The following is a 22,058-nucleotide window of genomic DNA, read 5'->3' as shown; positions in this document are numbered from 1 at the left end:
CCCGCATCCTTTCCCCGCATCCTTTCCCCGCATCCTTTCCCCGCATCCGGTATCGGCGCCGTCATTCGGCGTTGTGGCGCTGAGGTTGTGATGATGCTACTTGCGGTCAGTTGACGCTGAGGGTGGTGTCTACGTCGAGGACGAGCTGGGGGCCTTGGACGATCATGGAGTGGATCTTGAGGGTGGTGAGGGTGAGGCCGTAGCCCATGGTATCGCGGGAGTGGGCGAGGAGCTGGCGCATTAGGTCGGCGGCGTTGACCTTCATTTGTTGGGGGAGCTGGCGGGAGAGGAAGGGCTCGAGGAGGAAGTTGAGCTCGGGGGAGTTGGAGAGGCGGTCGATGCGGGCGTCGCGGAAGCCGATGGTCTCGCCCTCGGCGTCGGGGAGGATGGAGACGTCGACGTCGCGGGTGAGGGTGACTCCGACGCAGGCGCCGGCGACGGTGGTTCCGAGGCGGGCGCGGGTGTGGACGGAGACGATGACGCGGTCATCGTGGAAGGTGACGTGGGGCTTTTCGGCGTAGACGTAGCAGGGGGAGTGGGCGTCGCCGCGGAGGTAGTGGCGGCCGTCGGGGGCGTTGAAGAGCTGGGTAAGAAGGGTGCGCTCGAGGGCCTGGGCGGAGATGCCGACCTCGGTGGCGCGGGCCGGGGGGGCGAGGGCAGAGAGGAGAAGAGTGCAGAGGAGCAGGGTGCGGCGCATGGGTTAAGGATAATGGGTGGGTTTGTGCGGTGGAGAGGCGGGCGGTTGTTGCGATGCTGAAGCTGAAGACAACGGCAAAGGTGAACGCAACGGCAACGGCGAAGGCAATGGCAACGGCAACGGCGAAGGCAACGGCAACGGCAACGGCAACGGCGAAATACAGGGGGCCCATTCGACTTCGCTCAGGGCAGGCTTCTCCACTGCGCGGCTTCACCGCTTCGGTCGAGATGACGGTTTGTGCGTGGCTGCGGGAAGCCTGACGAGGTGACGACACAGGATCGTGACCAGAAGTTTTACCTTGCGGTGGGCGATCGGCTGCGATGCTGGTGCAGATTATGTGCCGATCGATGCGACGATTTTTGTACCGGTGCGGTTTTGTACCGGTTGTGGTTACATGCATGTTTGCAATGGCCGGGTGCAGTGACGGGAGTAAGGCTCCGGTAGAGCCGGCGCTTGCGGGGCAGGTGACGGCGACGGGGAATCCGCAGGTGGCGCTGTATTCGATGACGCTGCCGATGGCGGGGGCGATGTCGGTGGAGTTTGGGACGGATACGACCTATGGGCGGAGGACCTGGGAGCGGTCGACGGATGTTGCGGGTGGGAGGGTGAGTTTGTTCGTGGCGGGGATGCAGGCTTCGACGACGTATCACATGCGCGCGGCGGTGCGGTTTGCGAATGGGATGACGGCGAACGATGTGGACCATGTGTTTACGACGGGTGCGGTGCCGGAGAACATGCGGCTGAATGTTTCGGCGGCGACGGCGGCGGGGATGATGCCGCAGCCGGGGGTGGAGTTGTTGAATGCGCTCTCGGGGACGCCGAGCGGCGTGGTGGTGACGGACCTGGAGGGGAAGACGCTGTGGACGTATGCGAATCCGGGCACGGTGGCGCAGAACTATGTGAATGGCGTGAAGATGCTGGCGAATGGGAACTTTGTGATGGCGATCGGGATGGGGGTGCCATTCGGCGCGATTCCGGCGGGCGCGGTGAACGAGGTTCGCGAGGTGAACCTGGCGGGAGAGACGGTCAGGAAAATCACGATCGACGATCTGAATGCCGCGCTGGCGGTGGCGAGCTGCGCGGAGTGTCGTGTGACGCTGGCGACGTTTCATCATGATGTGGAGCCGCTCGAAAATGGGCACTGGCTCGTGCTGGCGGCGGCGGCGGTTCCGCTGTCGGGGGTGACGACGCCTGCGCTGACGAATGCGGCTGCGGCGACGGTGCTGGGGGATGTGGTGGTGGATCTGGATGCGAGCCTGAGGCCGGTGTGGGTTTGGAGTGTGTTCAACCACCTTGATCCGAACCGGCATCCGTTTGGCGTGACGGATTGGACGCATGGAAATGCGGTCGCGTACTCGAAGGACGATGGGAATCTGCTGGTCTCGCTGCGTCACCAGAACTGGGTAGTGAAGGTGCGGTACATGGATGGCGTGGGGGATGGAGCAGTGCTGTGGCGGCTGGGCGCGGGAGGGGATTTTTCGCTCGAGGGCGGCGTGGATCCTACGGACTGGATGTATGCGCAGCACCTGCCTGATTTTTTCAGTGCGAATACTTCGGGTGTGTTCTCGCTGGGGGTGATGGATAACGGGAACAACCGGGTGATGGCGGGAGGAGTGGTGTGCGGCGTGGCGGCAGGGCCGGCGTGCTACTCGACGGTGCCGGTGTGGAGGATTGACGAGCGGGCGAAGACGGCTGCGTTCACTTTCCGGCAGGTGCTGCCGGGGAGCGAGTACAGCTTCTTTGGGGGAAATGTGCAGCAGCTGGCGAACGGGCATGTGGAGTATGACCTGTGCGGCGTGGGGGTGACGCCTGCGAGCTCGCAGGTGTTCGAGGTGACACAGGATGCGAGCGCGCAGACGGTGTGGAGCATGCAGGTGAAGGGGACGTATCTGTACAGGGCTTCGCGGATGGGGAGTCTGTATCCGGGTGTGCAGTGGTGATGGTGGCGAGGGTGGTGATGGCTGGTTGAATTAGGGCGTCGGCGGGGCCGCAGACGGCGCACTTCAGCGGGGCACTGGTGCCGGTGGGCAGTGGCTTCTCGAATCCGCAGGGTGTGGGTTGTGATGTTGTGTCTTGACAATACTTAGATGTCTAAGTATTAAGATGTCTGAGTATGGCGAAGACGGATTCGTTGCAAGGGACGCTGGACCTGCTGGTGCTGAAGATAGTTTCACGCCGGCCTCGGCTGCATGGGTACGCGATTATGACCGCGATTGGGGAGATGTCGGATGATGTGCTGCGGGCGGAGGAGGGTTCGCTGTATCCGGCGCTGCACAGGATGGAGGAGGCGGGTTGGATTCGCGCGGAGTGGGTGAAGAAGGACTCCGGCCGACGGGCGCGGGTGTATGAGGTGACGGCCGAGGGCAAGAGGCAGCTGGCGGCCGAGGAGGCCAGGTGGGAGCTGGTGACATCGGCGGTGAACCGGATTCTGAGGACGGTGTGAGATGGGGCTCTGGACGCGACTGGCGAATGTGTTTCGCAGTGAGCGGCTGCGGAGCGAGATCGAAGAGGAGCTGGAGTCGCACGTGGCCGAGGCGGTGGAGCGGGGGCGCGACGCGGAGGAGGCTCGGCGGGCGCTGGGGAACACGCTGCGGCAACGGGAGGCGAGTTACAGCGTGCGGGTGGCGGGGTGGCTGGATGCGCTGCGGGCGGACGTCGTGTTTGGGTGGAGGCAGTTGCGGCGGAACAAGGTGACGTCGTCGTCGGCGGCGTTGTCGCTGGCGCTGGCGATGGGGGCGTGCGTGTCGGCGTTCCGGTTTATGGATGCGTTATTGTGGCGTCCGCTGTCGGTGGTGCATGCAGAGAGGCTGTATGGGCTGTCGCGGCAGGGGATCGGGTTCAACGGGAAGTGGGGGAGCTTCGACTCGTGGGCTTATCCGGCGTTCGAGCAGATGCGGGAGGCGGTGAAGAACGATGCGGAGCTGATCGCGGTGTCGTATGCGGACCGCGCAGACGTGACGTATGCGACGGAGCAGGAGCTGGAGAAGGCGACGGTAGCGTACGTCTCGGGGAATATGTTTGGGGTTTTGGACTGCGGCCGGAGGCAGGGAGGCTGCTGACGGAGGCGGATGATGCGGCGCCGGGGAGGGCTCCGTATGCGGTGATCTCGGATGAGTACTGGGGGCGGAGGTTCCGGCGCGATCCGGGTGTGGTCGGCAAGACGCTGCACTATCAGGGTGGCGTGTACGAGATTGTGGGCGTGGCGCAGAGGGGGTTCACCGGGACGGCTCCGGGGACGGTGGTGGATGTGTTTCTGCCGACGGCGATGCATCGAGGGGTGACGCGCAACGACTGGACGTGGTTCCGGACGCTGGTGGCTCTGCATGAGGGCGTGGCGGAGAAGCCGGTGCGGGATAAGCTGGCGGCGGTGAGCCATCAGTTTGAGGAGAAGCGGCTGAGTGGGGCGAGGGGGCTCTCCAAGGAGACGCTGAAGAATGTTCTGAGCAATGAACTGGTGATGAGCTGGGCTCCGACGGGCGTCTCGGGATTTCAGACGGAGTATCGTCCGGCGCTGATGGCGCTGGCAGTGCTGGTGATGATGGTGCTGCTGATTGCGTGCGCGAATGTGGCGAACCTGATGGCGGCGCAGGCGGCGGGGCGGGCGAAGGAGATGGCGCTGCGGGTCTCGATCGGCGCGGGGCGCTGGCGGCTGGTCCAGATGGTGATGGTGGAGAGCGGTCTTCTGGCCGTGCTGGCTGCAGCGGGAGGGGCGCTGTTTGCGTGGTGGTCGGCGCCGATGGTGGTGAGGTTGATCGACCGGCCGGATGCTCCGGTGCAGCTGCTGCTGCCGGCGGATGCGCGGGTGATTGCGTTTGGTGTGGTACTGACGGTGGGGGTGATGCTGCTGTTCGGGCTGCTGCCTGCGCTTAGGGCCTCGTGGGTGAGGCCGGTGAGCGTGCTGAAGGGAGGCGAGGAACCGCGCTCGCGGCGCAGGGTGATGCATGCGATGATCGGGGCGCAGGTGGCGTTCTGCTTCGTGGTGCTGTTTGTGGCGGGGCTGTTTGTGGCGACGTTCAAGAAGCTGTCGTCGCAGCCGACGGGATTTTCGAGCGAACGGTTGCTGTTGCTGGAGACGACGGGCAAGCCGGGCGTGCCAATGGCGGCGTGGGATGATGTGGCAGAACATCTGCGGACGGTGCCGGGAGTGGAGCAGGTGTCGTTGTGTTCCTGGCCGCTGCTGAAGGGCATAGCGATGAACAATACGATCTCGGTAAATGGAGCGCCGCCGAGCACGGACCTTGCGTACTTCCTTGATGTCTCTCCGGGATGGCTGGAGACGATGCGGATTCCGCTGGTGGATGGCAGGGACTTTCGGGACGGGGACTTTTCTCCCGATGTCGCAATTGTGAACGAGACCTTTGCGAAGAGGTTTCTGGGGGGAGGGAATGTCGTGGGAAGGGTCTTCGTGAAACCGGGCGGGAATGGTGGCGGAGATCGGATACAGGTGGTTGGGGTGATACGCGATGCGTACTACCGGAGTATTCATGAGCCGATGTTGCCAGAGGTGTTTACGCCGTTTGCGCGACGGCCCAAGCCTTTGAGCGGTGCTGCTGCGGCTGAGGTGGGGCTGCCTCCGATGCTGACGATGGTGGTGAAGACGTCGTCGGAGAACCCGATGGCGATGGCGGCGACGATGCGTCGGGAGGTTCCCAAGGCTCGGGCGGATATGCGCGTGGTGAATGTGCAGACGCAGGAGGAGCTGAACCGGTTGCAGACGATTCGCGAGCGGGTGCTGGCGATGCTGTCGTTCTTCTTTGGCGCGGTGGCTCTGTTGCTGGCGGCGATTGGTCTGTATGGCGTGCTGCACTACAGCGTGATCGAGCAGGAGAGGGAGATCGGGATACGGCTGGCGCTGGGAGCGCGCGTGGTGCACATTGTACGGAGGGTCGGGGCGGGGATTGCGGTGACGGTGGTGGTGGGCACGGCGGCGGGGATCGCGCTGGGGATGGGATCGACGCGGTACATTGCTTCGCTGCTGTATGGGGTGAAGGGGACGGATCTGGCGATGATGGTGGTTCCGCTAGCGACGATTGCGGCGGCGGTGCTGGTGGCGGCGGTTCCTGCGGTGTGGCGGGCGCTCAAGGTTGATCCGGTGGAGATGCTGCGGGCGGAGTAGTGGCGGCTAGGAGGAGCGGGCCTGGTCGAGCCAGTGCGCCATCTGCAGGTGGCCTACGACGCCGGCCTGCTGGGTGACGAGCTTGCCGCTCGAGAAGACGGCGAAGTTTGGGATTCCGCGGACGTTGTAGCGGGCGGCAAGCTGGGGGTTCTGCTCGGTGTCGACCTTGAGGACGAGGGCGCGGCCAGCGGAGTTGGCGGCGGTCTGTTTGACCTCGGGGGCGGCCATGTGGCAGGGGCCGCACCACTCGGCCCAGAAGTCGACGAGGACGGGTACACGTGCGTTCTGGACGATCTCGTCGAAGAGAGTGGTGTCGACGGCGACGGGCTCGCTCAGGGGGGCGAGCTCGTTTTTGAAGCTGCCGCAGCGGCCGGTGTCGGCGAGACGCTCGGCGGGGACGCGGTTCTTCTGGCCGCAGTGTGGGCAGGTTCGGATGAGGGGCATGGCGTTCGTGGCTCCGAGTGGATTGGATGCACCGAGGCGGGCTAAGGGTACAGCGGCAGGCGCGAGAGTCGAATCGACCGTGAAGCGTTACGCGTTAGGTTGTGACGGCGAATCGGAGGTGGCTGAGGTTTGTTCGCTCTTCAGCTTTCGCGAAGGAGTTGATCGGACGTTATCGGATGGGCTGGATATGCCGAAGGCCTTGCCGATACTTGCCAGCAGCTTGAGTAAGGACTTCACGAAACCTCCTGAGTGGATGCGGTGAGAGCGATTTATTTAGAGTGGTTGACGCTCGAGATCGAGAGCGAGGTCGTGGCCGACGCCTTCGAAGTCTCCCTGGAGCTCTCTCGCGCGAGCGAGGGCGGCCTGAACGTGAGGGAGGACGTTTTCGGCTCCCACGTGGTCGAGAAAGTCCGACTGTGAGATGAGGCGGGCCGGCTGCTCGCGTGCGCCGCAGAGCAGGAGTGATTTGCCTACGCGGCCAAGACGGTCGGAGAACTGTTCGAGGGCGTGGATGCCGGTGGCATCGAGCGCGGTCATATTGCGAAGGCGGAGGATGACGATATCGCCGAAGGAGGAGAGGTCTTTGGTGGCCTCGGCGAGCTTTTCGGTTGTGCCGAAGAGGAAGGGGCCGTGGATGCGCAGGATGGTGACGTTGGAGGGAATGTCCTTGTCCTGCAGGATGTGGGCCTGTCCGTCCTGGAGGTACTCGCATGTCACGGGAGCGACGGTGGTTGTCTCTGCAATGCGACGGATGTAGAGGAGCGCGGCGAGGGCCATGCCGACGCCGACTGCTACGGTGAGGTCGGCGAAGACAGTCAGCGCGAAGGTCGTAAACCAGACGGCGATGTCTGTCTTTGAGAGGCGCAAGATGGATGCAATCTCTCGCCACTCTCCCATGTTGTAGGCCACGACGAAGAGGACGGCGGCCAGAGTTGGCAGCGGGACGAAGCGGGCCAGCGGTGACGCAACCAGAAGGATGGCAAACAGCGTAAGCGCGTGCACCATGCCGGCTACGGGGGTTTGCGCGCCGGATCGGATGTTAGTCGCCGTGCGGGCGATGGCCCCGGTGGCGGGGATGCCTCCGAAGAGCGGCGAGACGAGATTGGCGGCTCCCTGGGCCACCAGTTCCACGTTGGAGTTGTGGCGGTCTCCGCTCATGCTGTCGGCGACGACGGCGGAGAGAAGGCTTTCGACCGCCGCAAGCATGGCAACCGTGAAGGCCGACGGAAGCAGAGGCAGAATCTGCGCCGCGTGAAAGCTGGGCATTGTGAAGCGCGGAAAGCCCTGCGGGATTCCGCCGAACTTGCTGCCGATGGTCTCAATGGGTACGTGGAAGAGAGCGACGGCGAGCGTGGAGAGAAGCAGAGCAACGATCGAGCCGGGAACACGTTTGGTCAGCCGGGGCCACAGCAGGATGATGGCGAGCGAAGCCGCAGCCACGACGATCGTCTGCCAGTGCGCAGTACCGGCGTAGTGGAGCAGCATTTTGATGCGAGGAAGGAACTCGCTGGGGACCGGCGGCGTCTTCAGGCCAAAGAAGTCTTTGATCTGGGTGGATGCGATCAGCAGGGCGATGCCGTTGGTGAAGCCGATGGTGACGGGCCGGGGGATGTACTTGACTGCCGATCCCAGACCGGTGAAACCCATGATCAGCAAAAGGAGGCCGGCCATCATTCCGGCGAGCGCCAGGCCGTCCAGACCGAACTTCGCCACGATGCCGGCGACGATGACGACGAAGGCGCCGGTCGGTCCGCCGATCTGGGTGCGCGATCCTCCCAGGGCCGAGATCAGGAAGCCGGCAACGACTGCGGTGTATAAGCCGGCCTGCGGAGGGACTCCGGAGGCGATGGCAAAGGCCATGGCCAGAGGAAGAGCAACCAGACCGACGGTCAGTCCGGCGACGAGATCGTGCGAGAGTTCGCGGGCCGTGTAGCCGCGGAGGCATTCGATGGAGCGTGGCAGCCACTTCTGCTCGGTACGAGTAAGAGTGGGTGGGTAGCTCAACGTGCAGTCTCCAATGGCTTCTCCATCTCATCGAGCATCTCCAGGGACTCTTTGAGATGGGCATGGAAGTAGGTCCGCATGAGGTTCAGGACCTCGACGATGAGGGGGTCGCGGATGGAGTAGAAGACCTGGTTGCCGGACTTTCGATTGACGACGAGCTGTTTTGCCCGGAGTACGGCAAGGTGCTGGGATACGCTGGCCTGCTCCATGCCAAGCTTCTCGATGAGCACTCCTGCAGAGAGCTCGCCGGAGCTGAGGAGCTCGAGGATGGCGATGCGGGTGGGATGAGCAAGGGCCTGGAAGATGTCAGCCTTGAAGCGCCGTAGGGAATCGCGCATATATAAATATTACAATATTCGATATAGTTGTGTCGCTGCAGCTATCGTGTCGATTTTGCGGGCCATGCCACACGGCGTTGACGTGGGACACCTGGCCGGTAAAACAGGGCTGTGAAATCTATTTGCGGCTGGAGAGTTCGGCAACTTGCGCGGTGCCCTGCAAGGCTCCGCGGCGTCCGGGGGCATCTGCGAGTGCGGTCCTGAACTCTTTGAGGGCCAGGTTTGGCTGATGCTGCTCGAGGAGCAGATAGCCGAGTTGCTCGCGGGCCGGAACGATTGGGCCAGGGGTGACGGGAAGCTTCTCGATGGCGTCCTCCTGATCGGCGGCAGCGCGCATTGCGGCTACGGCTTCGTCGTGCTTTCTGTCGGCCTGGGCCGACCACGCCGTGACTTCGCGCTTCAGGATCGACACCTGGTTGGCCCAGTAGTCGTTGCCTGAGGTGCGAAGCTGCTGTTCGAGTTGGCGCAGTTGAACGATCTGCGTGCGTGCTTCGGCGGGGTGTCCGGTGCGAGCGAGGCCGAGGCCGCGCGCCCAGACGGCGATGGCGACGACGTGGGGCGGGGCTCCTGCGGGGGGAACGATGGCAGCGGCGTCGGCCCATTGGCTGCGCTCGACTGCATAGCGAATGGGCATTGCGGTCGCGGCGTAGGTGATCTTGAAGTCCCGAGCGTTGAGCCCAGGCATGTCCTTCAGCTGCTGGATGACCTGGGCCGCGTCCTGGTCGCGCCTGCTCTGAAGATAGGCGTAGACGAGATAGTCCATGGCGTGCAGCTCTTCTCCGGTGTCGCCCTGCTGGTGCGCGGCTTCTCTTGCTGCACGGTTGGAGGCGATGGAGTCGTCCCACAGGCCGAGGCGCGTGAAGATGTGCGAGGGCATGTGCAGAGCGTGGGGCGCTGAGGGCGCGATCTGGGAGTAGGCTCGCGCCGCCGGGAGGCCTTTTGGTGCGAGCTCCGCATTGTCGTATGCGTGGATGAGGTAGTGAGGGATCCCGGGGTGCTCCGGGTAGGTGCGATCGAGTGGTTCAAGCAGATCGGCGGCTTGTTTCTGCTTTGCGTGGGTCTTGTCGGATGGAGAGGCGTTGGACAGAAGAGCGAGCGCGTAGAAGACCTGCGCCTCGACATCGCGCGGGTTCCGGGAGGCGAGGTCACTCATGGCCCGCTCGTAGCTCGACGCGCGCGTGCGGTAGGGGACGGCGTCGTCCTGGTAGATGAGGCTGAGCGCATGGATGAACTGGCGCTCGCGTTCGGAGGTGGTCCCGATCTGCTGCGCCTGCTGGATCTGGTTTCGCGCAAGCGATGTGGTGGCGGGAGAGAGGGGCAGGTCCCATAGCTGGTGGAACCAGGTCATGGCTGCTCCCCAATGGGCCATGGCACAGTGCGGGTCGAGTTGGGCGACCTGCTGAAATGCGTCTTCGGCGGCGGTATAGGCGAAGGAGTGAAGCAGGGCCACCGCGCGGTCGAAGTGCTGCTGAACGGCTGGGGTGCAGGAGATGGGAAAGGAGACGCTTCCGAGCTTCTCGGGCGGATTGTGGGTGTGGGTCTCCTGTGCGGCTGCCAGGGGACAGAGGATGAGCAGGGCGAGCAATATTCGAGATCGATCGTGCATCCCCCTGCCTCCCAAGCGTGTTGGTTGCGAACCTTGCCTGTCATGCTACACGGGTTGAATCATGGCGGCGCCGAGGGAGCTGGAGAGCTGACGGTGTTCATCCGGGTACCTTCCTCAGACGAGTTTGGCCGGGGCGAGCAGGTCGGCGAGGCCAATGCGGCGGAGAAGCTCGGCGCGGACGCGATCAGAGACCATGTTGACGACCTCGGCGCCGTCCTGGGTGGGGTCGATGTGGACGCGGAAGGGGCGTTTGCCGAAGGGCGTATCGACGACTTTGACGATAGCCTCGGCGACGGCGCTGACGTCGGCGTCAGGCGGAACGATGCCGGCGAAGCCCTTCATCACCTGATCGCCGAAGTTGGCGTAGGGGCCTGCTTCATACTCGGCGGCGCGTGCCGTGTCGGCGGGACGGCCGGAGTGAGCAAAGTGATTGGTGCCGCCGGTGAAGGCTCCGGGGACGATGATGGAGGTCTCGATGCCCCAGCGAGTGAGTTCGCGAGCGTAGATAACGGCGAGAGAGTCCATCGCGGCCTTCGCGGCGAAGTATGGCGCGAGATATGGAGGTGTTCCGCCCGCGCTGCTGGAGCTCGAGATCCAGACGACGAGGCCGTACTTCTGTTTGCGAAGCTGTGGAAGCGCGGCGCGGTTGACGCGCTGCGTGCTGAGAACATTGATGTCGTAGAGTTCGGCGAGCTGCTCGGGGGTGAAGGCCTCGGCCGGACCGAAGACCATGTGGCCGGCGTTGTGAATGACGACGTCGAGGCGGCCGTTTTCGGCGACGATCTGCTTGATTGCGGCGTCGGCGGAGTCCTGGGAGGCGACGTCTAGCTCGATGGTGCGGAGGTCGGCGTTGTTCTCCCTGGCGAATTGCTTCGCGGCTTCGACCTGCGGGGCGTTGCGGCCGGTGGTCTCGCGCATGCTGGCGTAGACGGTGTGTCCGGCTGTGGCGAGGGCGCGGGCGGTGAGGGCTCCGAAGCCCGAGGATGCTCCGGTGACAACGATGACGTTCTTCATGGCGAGGCTCTCCTGTATGCGATGTGGTCGCGGTTATTGTGCGAATGAGTTGTGACGATGAGCGCTAGCCCGGAATCAGGCAAAGCCTCCGTTGGCACGAAGGATCTGTGCGTTGACCCATGCGCCGTCGGGGCCGGCAAGGAAGCTGACGACATTCGCGATGTCTTCAGGCTGGCCGAGGCGCTCGAGCGGAGCTAGTTTCGAGAGCTGGGCGATCTGCTCGGGCGATTTGCCGTTGAGAAAGAGGTCGGTGCCGGTTGGTCCGGGCGCTACGGCGTTGACGGTGATGTTGCTTCCGCGAAGCTCGTTGGCGAGCACAGGCACGAGGCCTTCAACGCCTGCCTTGGACGCAATGTAGGGGCCGTAGGTGGGGAAGGATTTGGCGAGGACGCTCGAGGAGAAGACGATGATGCGTCCGCCTTCGGCGATGTGCTGCGCGGCCTGCGACATGACGAGGAAGGTCCCGCGGAGGTTGGTGGCGATGGTCTTGTCGAAGGTCTCGACGTCACCCTTAGAGATGGGCGACAGCGGCATTATGCCAGCGTTGTTGACGACGACGTCGATGCGGCCGAAGGCCTCGATGGTCTTGGCGAAGAGCTGTTTGACGTCGTCGGGATTGGCGACGTCAGCCTTGATGGCAATGGCGTCTCCGTCGGCGGCGCGGATCTCGGCGACGGCCTCTTCGGCTGCGGCGGCGTTGCCTGCGTAGTTGATGACGACGGCGAAGCCGTCCTTGGCGAGGCGCTTGGCGACGGTGCGGCCGATGCCGCGGGATGCTCCAGTGATGATTGCTGTCTTAGCCATTGTCTTTCTCCTTTCGCGCTTCGTTTGTTCCTCGAAGCGGCTTACAGGTTCAAGATTGCGCTCGGTTCAGCTATACGTCCAATGCATAGTATTGATATAGATTATTCAGCATGCGTATAAACCAATTGCGGCAAGCAGACCTGAATCTATTAGTTGTTTTCACGGTGCTGGCGGAGGAGCGCAATGTCTCGCGCGCGGCTGAGCGGCTGCTGGTGAGCCAGCCTGCGGTGAGCCGAGGACTTGCACGGCTGCGCGATATGTTTCATGACGATCTGCTGGTAAGGACGGCGAAGGGATACGAACCGACTCCCCAGGGCCAGCGGCTGATACAGGAACTGGAGGTGATGTTGCCGAAGCTGGATCGTCTACTGAGCGGGTCGACCTTCGACCCGGCGGTGGAACAGGCGAGCTTTCGCATCGCCGTGACGGACAATGCGGCGGCGGTGCTGGCTCCACTGATCTGTCGGGATGTGTTGCCGGCGGCGAAGAGAGCACGGCTGGATTTTGTGGCGTGGAACGCGGAGGTTTTCCATGCGCTGGTGCGCGGCAGTGTTGATCTGGTGCTGAGCGCGAATACGGTGGAGGTTCCCGCGCAGCTGCAGAGCCAGATGATCTACGACGAGGAATTTGTGTGCGTGGTAGACGCGAAGAGCAGGTTTCGAAGGCAGATGACGATCGCGGAGTACATCAGGGCGGATCATGTGAGCGTCACCATTCAGGGCGGCTCGCAGGTGATTCCGGACAAGCCGCTGGAGGCGAAGGGCTATCGCCGCCGGATTGCGATGCATGTTCCGTATCACGAGGCCGCGATGCGGTGCGCCGTGGGGACGAGGCTGATCGCGACGGTTCCGCGGAGGTTTGCGGAGGGGACGCTTGGCGGCGGAGCGGTGAGGATATTGAAGCCGCCGCCGGAGATCGCGGGGTTTCGCTACATCATGACGTGGCACCCGAGAGTGAACACGGATGCCGCGCATGCGTGGCTGCGTGCGACGATGCGCGAGATGGGGGAGATGGTCTCGGTTTAGGCGCGGCGGCGGTAGCGGATGGAGAACTCGTAGCCGGGGTTTGGGGGGAAGAGTTTGGCGATGAGGCGGAGGCGGTCGGCGAGGGCCTGGGGGGCGAGGAGGGGGTACTCGCGCTCGCGGAGCTCGGCGTAGTCGAAGTCGAGGGAGAGCGAGAGCAGGTAGATGGCGATGGCGTCGGAGAAGGCGCTCTGGAGGAAGGCGGTCTTGGCGCGCTCGTCGACGATGGGCTTGCCTTCGGATTTGGTAGAGGCGCGGTCGCCGGCGAGGGACTGGTTGCGCGACTCCCAGGCGTCGTGGGAGGTCTCGCCGCGGATGTCGGAGAGGGCCTGGGACCAGACGAGCTCCTGGAAGGAGTCGGGGACGCCGGCGATGTCGACGAAGGCGTGGCCGACGTTGATGAAGAACTCGAAGGCGAGGGCGAAGCGATCGCCGAGAAGGCGCGTGGAGATAAAGACGCCTTCGGCGTTTTCGAGGGCGACGTTGCGATGGCAGATGGCCTGGTCGCCGAGCTCGGTGGAGTAGGCGAGGGCGATGAGGGTGGCGTCGTCGCCGGCGCGGCCTTCGGAGAGTGCGAGGGGGACAAAGTAGTAGGCCTTGCGCGCGAGCGCGGCGGCGACGGCGGTGGGGACGGCCTGGACGATGCGCTCGAGGTCGGCGTCGGCGAGGGAGTTGTCGCCGAATGCGGCGTAGGCGATGCCGTTGGGTGCGCGGCGCACCGCTGTCTCGCGGGCGACCTGCGCGGCCCGTACCAGTCCGTTCTGAACACCTTCTGCCATAAGGCAGTATTCTACTGGTATGGCGCAAGGATCGCAGGGCGAAGGGTTGATTCAGCAGGGACAGGGCGAAGGGGGACGGCTGTTCGGGGTTCCGCTGGGGAGGCTGGGGCTGTTCTCAAGGCTGCTGATCGGGGCGGCGACGGCGTTTGCGGCGTTCTTTGCGGCGACGTTTCTGGGGATCGTGGGGATCCTGGTGTACAACTCGGCGATGCACCAGACGGTGGACTTAGCGCTGAGTTATCAGCGGGGTGGGCTGGTGGTGGGGATTGTGACGCTGGTGGTGGCGTGGGGGGTTCTGGGGACGATGTGGGTGCGGCGGGTGACGCGCGGGGCGTAGGTGCTGCTGTGATGAGGCGGGTTCGAGCTTCGCTCGAATGCCCACCTTAGGCGCTGCGCGCCGAAGATGGGGCACCCGGTTTGGTGGGCTTTTGGCTTTAGGTGGCCTTGCGCTGGAAGTTGGTCTTCTTGGTTCCGGCGAAGGAGTCCTTTGTCTTGACCGATGCGTTGGAGGCTGTGGAGAAGGATTTGCCGTTCTTCTGCTGTGCGGCTTTTTCGCGCAGGGCCTGGAGCTTCTGGGCCTTGGGGCCGAGACCGCCGATCTTGGGGCCGCTTGGCTTCGGGATGAAATCACTCATGGGAGAGATTTTCTCATGGGGCGGGGGTCATTCGGAATCCCGTTGATACTGAAACTTTTTCCAAGTCGGGAACCGTCTTTCCTGTAGATTCTTCGTAATCCGAAAAACTGCTTCCATCCTGGAGGACCACCACTCATGTCATTTACACGCACGTTTGTGCGCTGGAGCTGTTGTAGCGCTGCCATCGCCAGCCTTGTCCTTCCTTCTGTCGCCGCCGATAAAAAGGCCGCGCCGAAGGAATCTGTTGTGGATACGCCTTCCTACTACGGCCCGCAGCCTGCCAAAGAGAACCTTGACCTGACGATGTATGAGCGGATTCGCGAGGAGGGGTTCAAGCACTCGCACGTGATGGAGTTTGCTGATGCGTTATCGAACGGCATTGGGCCGCGGCTGACGGGCTCGCCGAATATGGCGAAAGCGAACGAGTGGACGAAGGAGACGCTGACGAAGATCGGTCTCGAGAACGCGCGCCTGGAGGACTGGGGCGAGTTCGGGATGGGCTGGCAGCAGGTGAATACGTGGGGACGGATGATCACTCCGGACACCGAGCCAGTATGGCTGCAGGCTGCTCCGTGGTCTCCGGCGACGAGCGGGCCGGTGACGGGCGAGGCGGTGTATATCAACATCACCGACGCGAAGGACCTGGAGAAGTACAAGGGCACGCTGAAGGGCAAGATCGTGCTGTTCGGCGCGAGCCGCACGACGCCTGATATCGACAACCCGCTGTTCCATCGCTACACGGACGAAGAGCTGAAGGAGATGGAGAACTATCCCGAGGCTCGTGCCGGCGCGCCGAACGTTCAGCAGCTTCTGGCGGACCGCGCGCGGCTGCAGCAGGTTCGCACGGCGGCGCTGAAGATGATGACGGAGGAGGGCGTGGCCGCGATCATTACGCCGACGCGCGACGGACGCAGCGGCGGCGGCGCGGGCATCATCTTCGACGACAACGGAGCGAACCTGGTTCGCGGCGCGCAGACCAAGGAGACGGCGGTTACGGTTCCGAACGCAGTGATGATGATCGAGCACTACAACCGCATCGCGCGCATGCTGGAGCACAAGGTTCCGGTGACGCTCGAGGTGAACATCGAGACGAAGTTCACGGGCGATCACGAGCATGGCTTCGACACGGTGGCCGAGATTCCGGGCACCGATCCGAAGCTGAAGGACCAGGTGGTGATGGTCGGCGGGCACCTCGATAGCTGGATCTCGGGCACGGGCGCGACGGACAACGGCGCTGGCTCGGTGGTTGCGATGGAGGCGGTGCGCATCCTGAAGTCGCTGGGCGTAAAGCCGAAGCGCACGATTCGGATTGCGCTGTGGTCAGGTGAGGAGCAGGGACTGTTCGGCTCGCAGGGCTACGTGAAGCAGCACTTCGGAACGTTTGCGGAGCCGGAGCATCCGGACCCAGCGAGCGTTCCCGGCTTCATGCGCCAGCGCGGCAAGCTTACGACGACGAAGGAGTGGGAGACGCTGGACGCGTACTACAACCTGGACAACGGCACGGGCAAGGTTCGCGGCGTGTACACGCAGGAGAACTACGCGATTGCGCCGATCTTCGCGCAGTGGATTGCTCCGCTCAAGGACCTCGGTGTCTCGACGATCAGCTTCCGCAACACGGGAGGCACGGATCATCTGTCGTTCGACGCGGTAGGGCTGCCGGGCTTCCAGTACATCCAGGACCCGATGGACTACGAGACGCGGACGCACCACTCCGACATGGACACGTACGATCGTCTGCACACTGCGGATCTCGAGCAGGCGGCAATCGTCGAGGCGATCTTCCTGTACAACACGAGCGAGCGCGAGGCGATGATGCCGCGCAAGCCGTTCCCGCACCCGGAGCTTGAGCGCGAGAAGACGGCGCCGATCCAGGGGATCTATCCGAACTCGACCGGCGAGCCGGATACGACGGGCGCGCAGGCCGGACGCGGGCGTAATCAATAACTTACTGTCACAAGCAACGCAAACCTGAGGCGGCGAGAGCATGTTGCTCGCCGCCTTCTTCGTTGCGCTCGTCTTTGACGCAACTCCTGCGCAGCAAAAAAGTCGCGGTGGCTGCGCGATTTTTCTGTGGATATTTTTTTATCGAGCCGTCACCCGGATTTCACTGCGCATGAGTACATCTTGACAGAGGCCGACACGATCGGCCCTTTGCCTAAAAGGAGGCATCATGCGTAAGTTCTTTGCGAGTACTGTCGCCAGTCTGCTGGTTGCAGGACAGATTACCGGTCCGGGTTTTGCGGCCGCACAATCAGCGAATTCCATCTTCAAGCAACCGTCACAGGGCAGCTCTGAGACGGCCACGCCGATCAAGCACCTGGTTGTGATCTTCCAGGAGAACGTCTCCTTCGATCACTACTTCGGAACCTATCCCAATGCGCTGAATCCTCAGGGGGAACCGAAGTTCAAGGCGGACCCGGACACCCCAGGGGTGAATGGATACACCGATGCTCTGCTCACCAACAACCCCAACTTCCTGAACAAGACCGTGAACGGAACCGGGGCATCGAACCCGTTTCGGTTGGGCCGCTCGGAAGCAGCGACCGCGGATCAGGATCATGACTACACGGCCGAGCAGCAGGCGGTGCGTGGCGGGCTGATGGATGCGTTCCCGAAGTACACGGGCGTTCCGGGGCCTCCGCCGACGGGCCAGACGAGCAATGGTCTGGTGATGGGCTACTACGACGGCAACACGGTGACGGCGCTGTGGAACTATGCGCAGCAGTTTGCGATGAGCGACAACTCGTTCAACACGACGTTCGGGCCTTCGACGCCGGGCGCGATCAACCTGATCTCGGGGCAGACGGGCGGTGTTATTGATTCGCAGAGCCCTGGAGATTCGGTGGTGCCCGATGGCAACGGCGCGCTGACGCTGGTCAACGATGCTGACCCGATCGGCGATGTGTGCTCGGGCTCGGGCACGGTGCGGTTCGGCGGCCAGAACATCGGCGACCTGCTGAACACCAAAGGCGTGACGTGGGGCTTCTTCGAAGGCGGCTTCGACCTGACGGCTGTGAATGCGGACGGATCGACTGGGTGCAACCGCAGCACCACCTCGACGGTGACCAACACCAAGAAGGCGGACTACATCCCTCACCACCAGCCGTTCCAGTACTACACTTCGACGGCGAACCTGACGCATGCCCGGCCCACCTCGGTGAAGTCGATCGGCTTCGCGGGGGATCCGGGCAACCACCAGTACGACATCAACGACTTCTACGCTGCGGTGAAGGCGGGCAACTATCCTGCGGTCAGCTTCCTGAAGGCTTCCGGCTTCCAGGACGGCCACGCGGGATACTCCGATCCGCTGGATGAGCAGACCTTCATCGTGCATGTCATCAACTTCCTGCAGACGCAGTCGAAGGACTGGGAGCACACGGCGGTGGTGATCGCGTATGACGACTCCGATGGTTGGTACGATCATCAGATGGCGCCGATCGTGAACCAGTCGTCGTCCGAGGCAGATGCGGTGGTTGCGCAGGGTTCGTGCGGAGATGGAAGCACGGCGCTGCCAAGCCCCACTGCTCCTCATGCCCAGGGTCGCTGCGGGTACGGGCCGCGGCTGCCGCTGCTGGTGATCTCGCCGTACGCGAAGCGCAACTTCGTGGATCACACGCTGACGGACCAGAGCTCCATCCTCCGGTTCATCGAGGACAACTGGGTTGGCGGACAGCGCATCGACGGCTCGTTCGACAGCCGTGCCGGCTCGCTGGAGAGTATGTTTGACTTCAGGAATCCGCAGCATGGATTGTTCCTCCTGAACGAGAGCACTGGCCAACGTTGATCTAATCGAAACAACGTTGCAGCAGAATGGAATGAAGGAGCGGGGGTGCTGAGGTCCTGTACGGACCACGGCACCCTTGTTCTTGTTTACAGAGAGGCAGGGCAGGGATTGATCTCACGACGAAGATTCTTGCGACGCGCTGGAGTGATTGCGGCGGCAGTATCGATGGAGCGGGCAGCGGTTGCAAGCGGAATGGCTCCGCCGTCGACGGCGCTCGATCCAAACAAGCTGAAGCCTTACGTCGACCCTCTGCCGCTGCCGGCTGTGATGAAGAGCAGTGGCGTACGGCCTGATCCGGAGGATGCGACAAAGCAGATTCCGGTCTATTGCGTCGCGATGGAGGAGATCCATCAGAGGGTGCATCGTGATCTTCCTCCGACGCGGATGTGGGGATTCAATGGCACGTCTCCCGGTCCGATCTTCGAGACCCGCAGCGGACAGGGGCTGATGGTGGAGTGGACGAATCACCTGCCGGCGAAGCACTTTCTGCCGATCGATCACACGCTTTGCGGCGCAGAGAAGGACCAGCCCGAGGTGCGATGCGTGATTCATCTGCACGGCGGACGCACGCCTGCGAAGAGCGATGGATATCCCGAGGACTGGGTGGTGCCGGGCAAGTCGTTTACATATCACTACCCGAACAGGCAGGATGCGGCGCTGCTGTTCTATCACGACCACACGATGGGAATTAATCGGCTGAACATCTACGCTGGGCTGCAGGGACTCTTCTTCATTCGCGATGAGGCTGAGGATGCGCTGAACCTCCCGAAGGGCAAGTATGAGATTCCGCTGATGCTGTGCGATCGGTTTCTGCGGTCGGATGGGCAATTGGAGTATCCGGTCTCCGGCGATGAAAAGAAGCCGTGGGTTCCGGAGGTCTACAGCAACGTGATGCTGGCGAACGGAAGGCTCGCGCCCTATCTCGACGTAGAGCCGCGAAAGTACAGGCTCCGCGTGATGAACGGTTCGAACGGAAGGTTCTTCCGGCTCTCGTTTGGCGATCTGCTGGAGATGAACATCATCGGTGGCGACCAGGGTCTGTTGCCGGCTCCTGTGAAGGCCAAACGCGCACTGCTGACTCCTGCGGAGCGGGCGGACATCGTCTTCGACTTCAGCCAGCATGCGGGCGAGAAGATCATCCTGAAGAGCGACAGCTTCGACATCATGCAGTTTCGTGTCTCCGCATCGAAGACGACGGATGATAGTTCCCTCCCCTCCACACTGCGTCCGGTCGAGAGGATTCCCGAGGCCAGCGCAATCAAGACACGACGGCTAACCCTCGACGAGACGATGAACGATGTGCAGGAGTCGATGGGGATGATGCTGAACAAGACTCCGTGGCACGCGCCGGTGACGGAGAAGCCGGTGATCAACACGACGGAGATATGGGAGCTTGTGAACCTGACCGAGGACACGCACCCGATTCACCTGCACATGGTGCGGTTTCAGCTGCTCGACCGGCGCAGGTTCGACGTCTTCGGATTTCAGGATACGGGCGAGCTGCGTTACACCGGCCGACCGATCTCCGCGGATCCCGAAGAGGCGGCGTGGAAGGACACCGTGCGCTGCGAGAAGGGACACGTGACGCGCATCATCGTTCCGTTTGCAGGCTATACGGGGCGCTACGTGTGGCACTGCCACCTGCTGGAGCATGAGGACAACGAGATGATGCGGCCTTACGACGTAGTCGAGGCGTAGCGGCGACAGCACCGCTCGCGACGACCGTTACCAGGGAGGAGTTCCTTCGTGCGAAGGATTTCTGAAGCTGGGTTCTCCGCGATAGGTTGCGCTGCGATATCTTAGAGCGGATGTTGGAAGCGATCGGGCCACGTAGTTTCACTTTTCCTATGAGGAGCGACCGGATGGCTGTGAAGAAGACTGCGGGAAGACGTGCGGCGGCGAAGAAGACCGCTGGGAAGAAGGCCGTTGCAACGAAGGCGGCGGCAGAGTCGAAGAAGTCTCCGCTGCCGAAGTGGGTGCCGAAGCGGAACGTCGTTCCCGATAGCATTGATCTGCGCGACCGGCCGTATATGCCTTCAGTGACGGTGGTTCCGGTGCTGAAGCTGGCGCCGCCGCTGGAGATTCCGATCCTGAACCAGCATGAGACGAGCGCGTGCACCGGGTTTGCGCTGGCCAGCGTGATCTTTCATCTGCAGTACAAGGCGAAGCGCGAGCAGATGGAGCAGGTCTCGCCGTACATGCTGTACTCGATGGCTCGGCGGTATGACGAGTTTCCGGGCGACCCGTCGGCGGATACGGGATCGAGCCTGCGCGGCGCGATGAAGGGCTGGTACAAGTACGGCGCGTGCGCGGCACGGCTGTGGGAGACGGAGACGATGCCGCCTCCGAATCCCGACCCCGAGCAGGACTGGTGGCAGGATGCGGTGAAGCGGCCGGTGGGTGCGTACTACCGGGTGGATACGCGCTCGGTGACGGACATGCAGGTGGCGCTGAACGAGATTGGCGCGCTGTATGCGAGCGCGGTGTCCCACTCGGGCTGGATGGAGGGCGTGGACGCGAAGGCGAAGGGAGAGTACTGGGTTATTCCGGCGAACAAACCTGGTCCATCGGACGGCGCGCACGCGTTCGCGATTGTGGGGTACACGAGCGAGGGGTTCATCATCCACAACTCGTGGGACACGAACTGGGGCACAGGCGGCCGCGCGATTTTGACGTACGAAGACTGGATCGAGAACGCGATGGACTGTTGGGTGGCGCAGCTTGGCGTGCGTTCGGAGCTGCACAGCGAGATCGCGCGCTCGTCGACGCTGCGCGTGAAGCAGGGACGAGTAAAGCTGGCCAGCGATGAGACGCTGCGCAATCGCGAGCTTGATCCGTTCATCATCGACATGGAGAACAACGGCAGGCTGAGCAACACGGGCGACTTCCGCACGCAGGACGATGACGTGGACGCTCTGCTCGACCAGCACCTGGGCGAGGCGCGGACGCGATGGGGGCTGGGCGATAACGATCCGGTGGACATTGCGATCTACGCGCACGGCGGGCTGACGTCGGAGGACGGCGCGTCGAACACCGCGGCGCAGTGGATTCCGGCGCTCTACAACAAGAAGATCTTTCCCATCTTTCTAATGTGGGAGACGGACCTGTGGTCGACTCTGAAAGACATGTGGCTCGATATTGCCGCGAAGCAGCCGCGCGTGACCGGCGGGGTGCTGGACAAGATCAAGAACCTGTGGAACCAGCGGCTGGAGAAGCTGCTCGCAGTGCCAGGCACGTCGGTGTGGGGGGAGATGAAGCAGAACGCGGACGCGATCTCGGGCGCGCCGGAGTGCGGCGGAATGAAGCTGTATGGGTCGAGCCTGAAGTCGCCGTACTTCAAGGACCCGTCGAAGGTGCGGCTGCACCTGATCGGACACTCGGCGGGAGCGATTGCGCACAGCTACATCATCCGCCGGCTGAACTGGACGTTTGAGACGGTGAACTTCATGGCTCCGGCGGTGCGCGCGGATGTGTTCAGGCAACTCGTGGTGCCGGCGATCCAGAGCGGCAAGGTGAAACAGTACAACCAGTTCGAGCTTTCGGACGATGTGGAGCAAAAGGACCCGACGTGCGAGCCGATTCTGGGGTACAGCCGTTCGCTGCTGTACCTGGTGTCGCAGTCGTTCGAGAAGGGGACGGTGACGCCGATCCTGGGAATGGAGAAGTACTTCAACTCGGAGATCGCGCTGCTGAACCTGCCGAATGTTTCGGTCTTCAAGGCTCCGGGGCCGTACTCGAAGAGCACGACGCACGGCGGATTTGACGACGATCAGACGACGCGGGACAAGATCATCTCGCTGATCTGAGCGAGGAGA

At 63.1% G+C, this 22,058-nt stretch carries 22 protein-coding genes; 12 read left to right on the top strand and 10 right to left on the bottom strand.

Going from position 1 to position 22,058, the window contains the following annotated elements; all coding sequences use genetic code 11:
• Positions 1-106: 106 nt before the first annotated feature.
• Positions 107-697: a hypothetical protein gene (locus tag Q363_RS01115; RefSeq protein ID WP_035347162.1), complete on the bottom strand. Its 591-nt coding sequence runs from the start codon at positions 695-697 to the stop codon at positions 107-109.
• Between the two features lie 16 nt (positions 698-713).
• Between Q363_RS01115 and Q363_RS01110 the strand changes: the two genes are divergently transcribed.
• The 5 genes from Q363_RS01110 (at position 714) to Q363_RS01095 (ending at position 5,813) form a co-directional block, all read left to right on the top strand.
• A complete protein-coding gene (locus Q363_RS01110) occupies positions 714-965 on the top strand; it encodes a hypothetical protein (protein WP_157466451.1) in 252 nt (83 codons plus the stop codon).
• A gap of 139 nt (positions 966-1,104) precedes the next feature.
• Positions 1,105-2,637 (top strand): aryl-sulfate sulfotransferase, encoded by a 1,533-nt coding sequence (locus Q363_RS01105; RefSeq protein ID WP_084079808.1) that lies wholly within the window; start codon positions 1,105-1,107, stop codon positions 2,635-2,637.
• 173 nt (positions 2,638-2,810) lie between these two features.
• Positions 2,811-3,140, top strand: a complete 330-nt coding sequence (locus Q363_RS01100) for a PadR family transcriptional regulator (protein WP_035347156.1) — start codon at positions 2,811-2,813, stop codon at positions 3,138-3,140.
• 1 nt (position 3,141) lies between these two features.
• A complete protein-coding gene (locus Q363_RS43605) occupies positions 3,142-3,756 on the top strand; it encodes a hypothetical protein (protein WP_245631968.1) in 615 nt (204 codons plus the stop codon).
• The gene (locus Q363_RS01095) at positions 3,729-5,813 is read left to right on the top strand and encodes an FtsX-like permease family protein (RefSeq protein WP_342667374.1); all 2,085 of its coding nucleotides are present in this window, start codon (positions 3,729-3,731) and stop codon (positions 5,811-5,813) included. The genes Q363_RS43605 and Q363_RS01095 overlap by 28 nt, the downstream gene beginning before the upstream one ends.
• A gap of 6 nt (positions 5,814-5,819) precedes the next feature.
• Here Q363_RS01095 and Q363_RS01090 read toward each other — a convergent pair whose 3' ends face one another.
• From Q363_RS01090 to Q363_RS01060, 7 genes are all read right to left on the bottom strand, one after another.
• Complete coding sequence (locus Q363_RS01090) at positions 5,820-6,257, bottom strand: thioredoxin family protein (protein WP_035347154.1); 438 nt, start codon at positions 6,255-6,257, stop codon at positions 5,820-5,822.
• A gap of 87 nt (positions 6,258-6,344) precedes the next feature.
• Positions 6,345-6,494: a hypothetical protein gene (locus Q363_RS39955; RefSeq protein ID WP_157466450.1), complete on the bottom strand. Its 150-nt coding sequence runs from the start codon at positions 6,492-6,494 to the stop codon at positions 6,345-6,347.
• Positions 6,495-6,530: 36 nt separating this feature from the next.
• Positions 6,531-8,261, bottom strand: a complete 1,731-nt coding sequence (locus Q363_RS01080) for a SulP family inorganic anion transporter (RefSeq protein WP_051978169.1) — start codon at positions 8,259-8,261, stop codon at positions 6,531-6,533.
• Positions 8,258-8,599, bottom strand: coding sequence for an ArsR/SmtB family transcription factor (locus Q363_RS01075; RefSeq protein ID WP_035347148.1), 342 nt, complete (start codon positions 8,597-8,599; stop codon positions 8,258-8,260). Before Q363_RS01075 ends, Q363_RS01080 begins: the two co-directional genes overlap by 4 nt.
• A gap of 118 nt (positions 8,600-8,717) precedes the next feature.
• Positions 8,718-10,205: a tetratricopeptide repeat protein gene (locus tag Q363_RS01070; protein WP_035347145.1), complete on the bottom strand. Its 1,488-nt coding sequence runs from the start codon at positions 10,203-10,205 to the stop codon at positions 8,718-8,720.
• A 114-nt stretch (positions 10,206-10,319) separates the two neighbouring features.
• Positions 10,320-11,219 (bottom strand): SDR family oxidoreductase, encoded by a 900-nt coding sequence (locus tag Q363_RS01065; protein WP_035347143.1) that lies wholly within the window; start codon positions 11,217-11,219, stop codon positions 10,320-10,322.
• Between the two features lie 75 nt (positions 11,220-11,294).
• Positions 11,295-12,023, bottom strand: a complete 729-nt coding sequence (locus Q363_RS01060; protein ID WP_035347141.1) for an SDR family oxidoreductase — start codon at positions 12,021-12,023, stop codon at positions 11,295-11,297.
• Between the two features lie 110 nt (positions 12,024-12,133).
• On the opposite strand from Q363_RS01060, the gene Q363_RS01055 reads away from it, so the two are divergent.
• Positions 12,134-13,048 (top strand): LysR family transcriptional regulator, encoded by a 915-nt coding sequence (locus Q363_RS01055; RefSeq protein ID WP_035347139.1) that lies wholly within the window; start codon positions 12,134-12,136, stop codon positions 13,046-13,048.
• Here the strand turns inward: Q363_RS01055 and Q363_RS01050 are convergent.
• Positions 13,045-13,824 carry a hypothetical protein gene (locus tag Q363_RS01050; protein ID WP_035347138.1) on the bottom strand — a complete coding sequence of 260 codons (780 nt, stop codon included), beginning with the start codon at positions 13,822-13,824 and terminating at the stop codon, positions 13,045-13,047. The genes Q363_RS01055 and Q363_RS01050 overlap by 4 nt on opposite strands.
• 19 nt (positions 13,825-13,843) lie before the next feature.
• On the opposite strand from Q363_RS01050, the gene Q363_RS01045 reads away from it, so the two are divergent.
• Positions 13,844-14,161, top strand: a complete 318-nt coding sequence (locus Q363_RS01045) for a hypothetical protein (protein ID WP_035347137.1) — start codon at positions 13,844-13,846, stop codon at positions 14,159-14,161.
• Positions 14,162-14,258: 97 nt separating this feature from the next.
• Here Q363_RS01045 and Q363_RS01040 read toward each other — a convergent pair whose 3' ends face one another.
• Entirely contained in the window at positions 14,259-14,459 is a 201-nt protein-coding gene (locus Q363_RS01040) for a hypothetical protein (RefSeq protein ID WP_035347135.1), read from the bottom strand.
• Between the two features lie 135 nt (positions 14,460-14,594).
• On the opposite strand from Q363_RS01040, the gene Q363_RS01035 reads away from it, so the two are divergent.
• From Q363_RS01035 to Q363_RS01020, 5 genes are all read left to right on the top strand, one after another.
• A complete protein-coding gene (locus Q363_RS01035) occupies positions 14,595-16,403 on the top strand; it encodes a M20/M25/M40 family metallo-hydrolase (RefSeq protein ID WP_051978167.1) in 1,809 nt (602 codons plus the stop codon).
• 40 nt (positions 16,404-16,443) lie between these two features.
• Positions 16,444-16,587, top strand: a complete 144-nt coding sequence (locus tag Q363_RS39950) for a hypothetical protein (protein ID WP_157466449.1) — start codon at positions 16,444-16,446, stop codon at positions 16,585-16,587.
• 42 nt (positions 16,588-16,629) lie between these two features.
• Positions 16,630-18,243: a phospholipase C gene (locus tag Q363_RS01030; RefSeq protein ID WP_035347133.1), complete on the top strand. Its 1,614-nt coding sequence runs from the start codon at positions 16,630-16,632 to the stop codon at positions 18,241-18,243.
• A 129-nt stretch (positions 18,244-18,372) separates the two neighbouring features.
• Complete coding sequence (locus Q363_RS01025) at positions 18,373-19,941, top strand: multicopper oxidase family protein (protein ID WP_245631966.1); 1,569 nt, start codon at positions 18,373-18,375, stop codon at positions 19,939-19,941.
• A gap of 164 nt (positions 19,942-20,105) precedes the next feature.
• Complete coding sequence (locus Q363_RS01020) at positions 20,106-22,049, top strand: C1 family peptidase (RefSeq protein ID WP_035347132.1); 1,944 nt, start codon at positions 20,106-20,108, stop codon at positions 22,047-22,049.
• Positions 22,050-22,058: the final 9 nt, after the last annotated feature.

Source organism: Edaphobacter aggregans DSM 19364, from assembly GCF_000745965.1.
Classification (GTDB): domain Bacteria; phylum Acidobacteriota; class Terriglobia; order Terriglobales; family Acidobacteriaceae; genus Edaphobacter; species Edaphobacter aggregans.
This window is presented reverse-complemented; position numbering and strand designations above follow the sequence as displayed.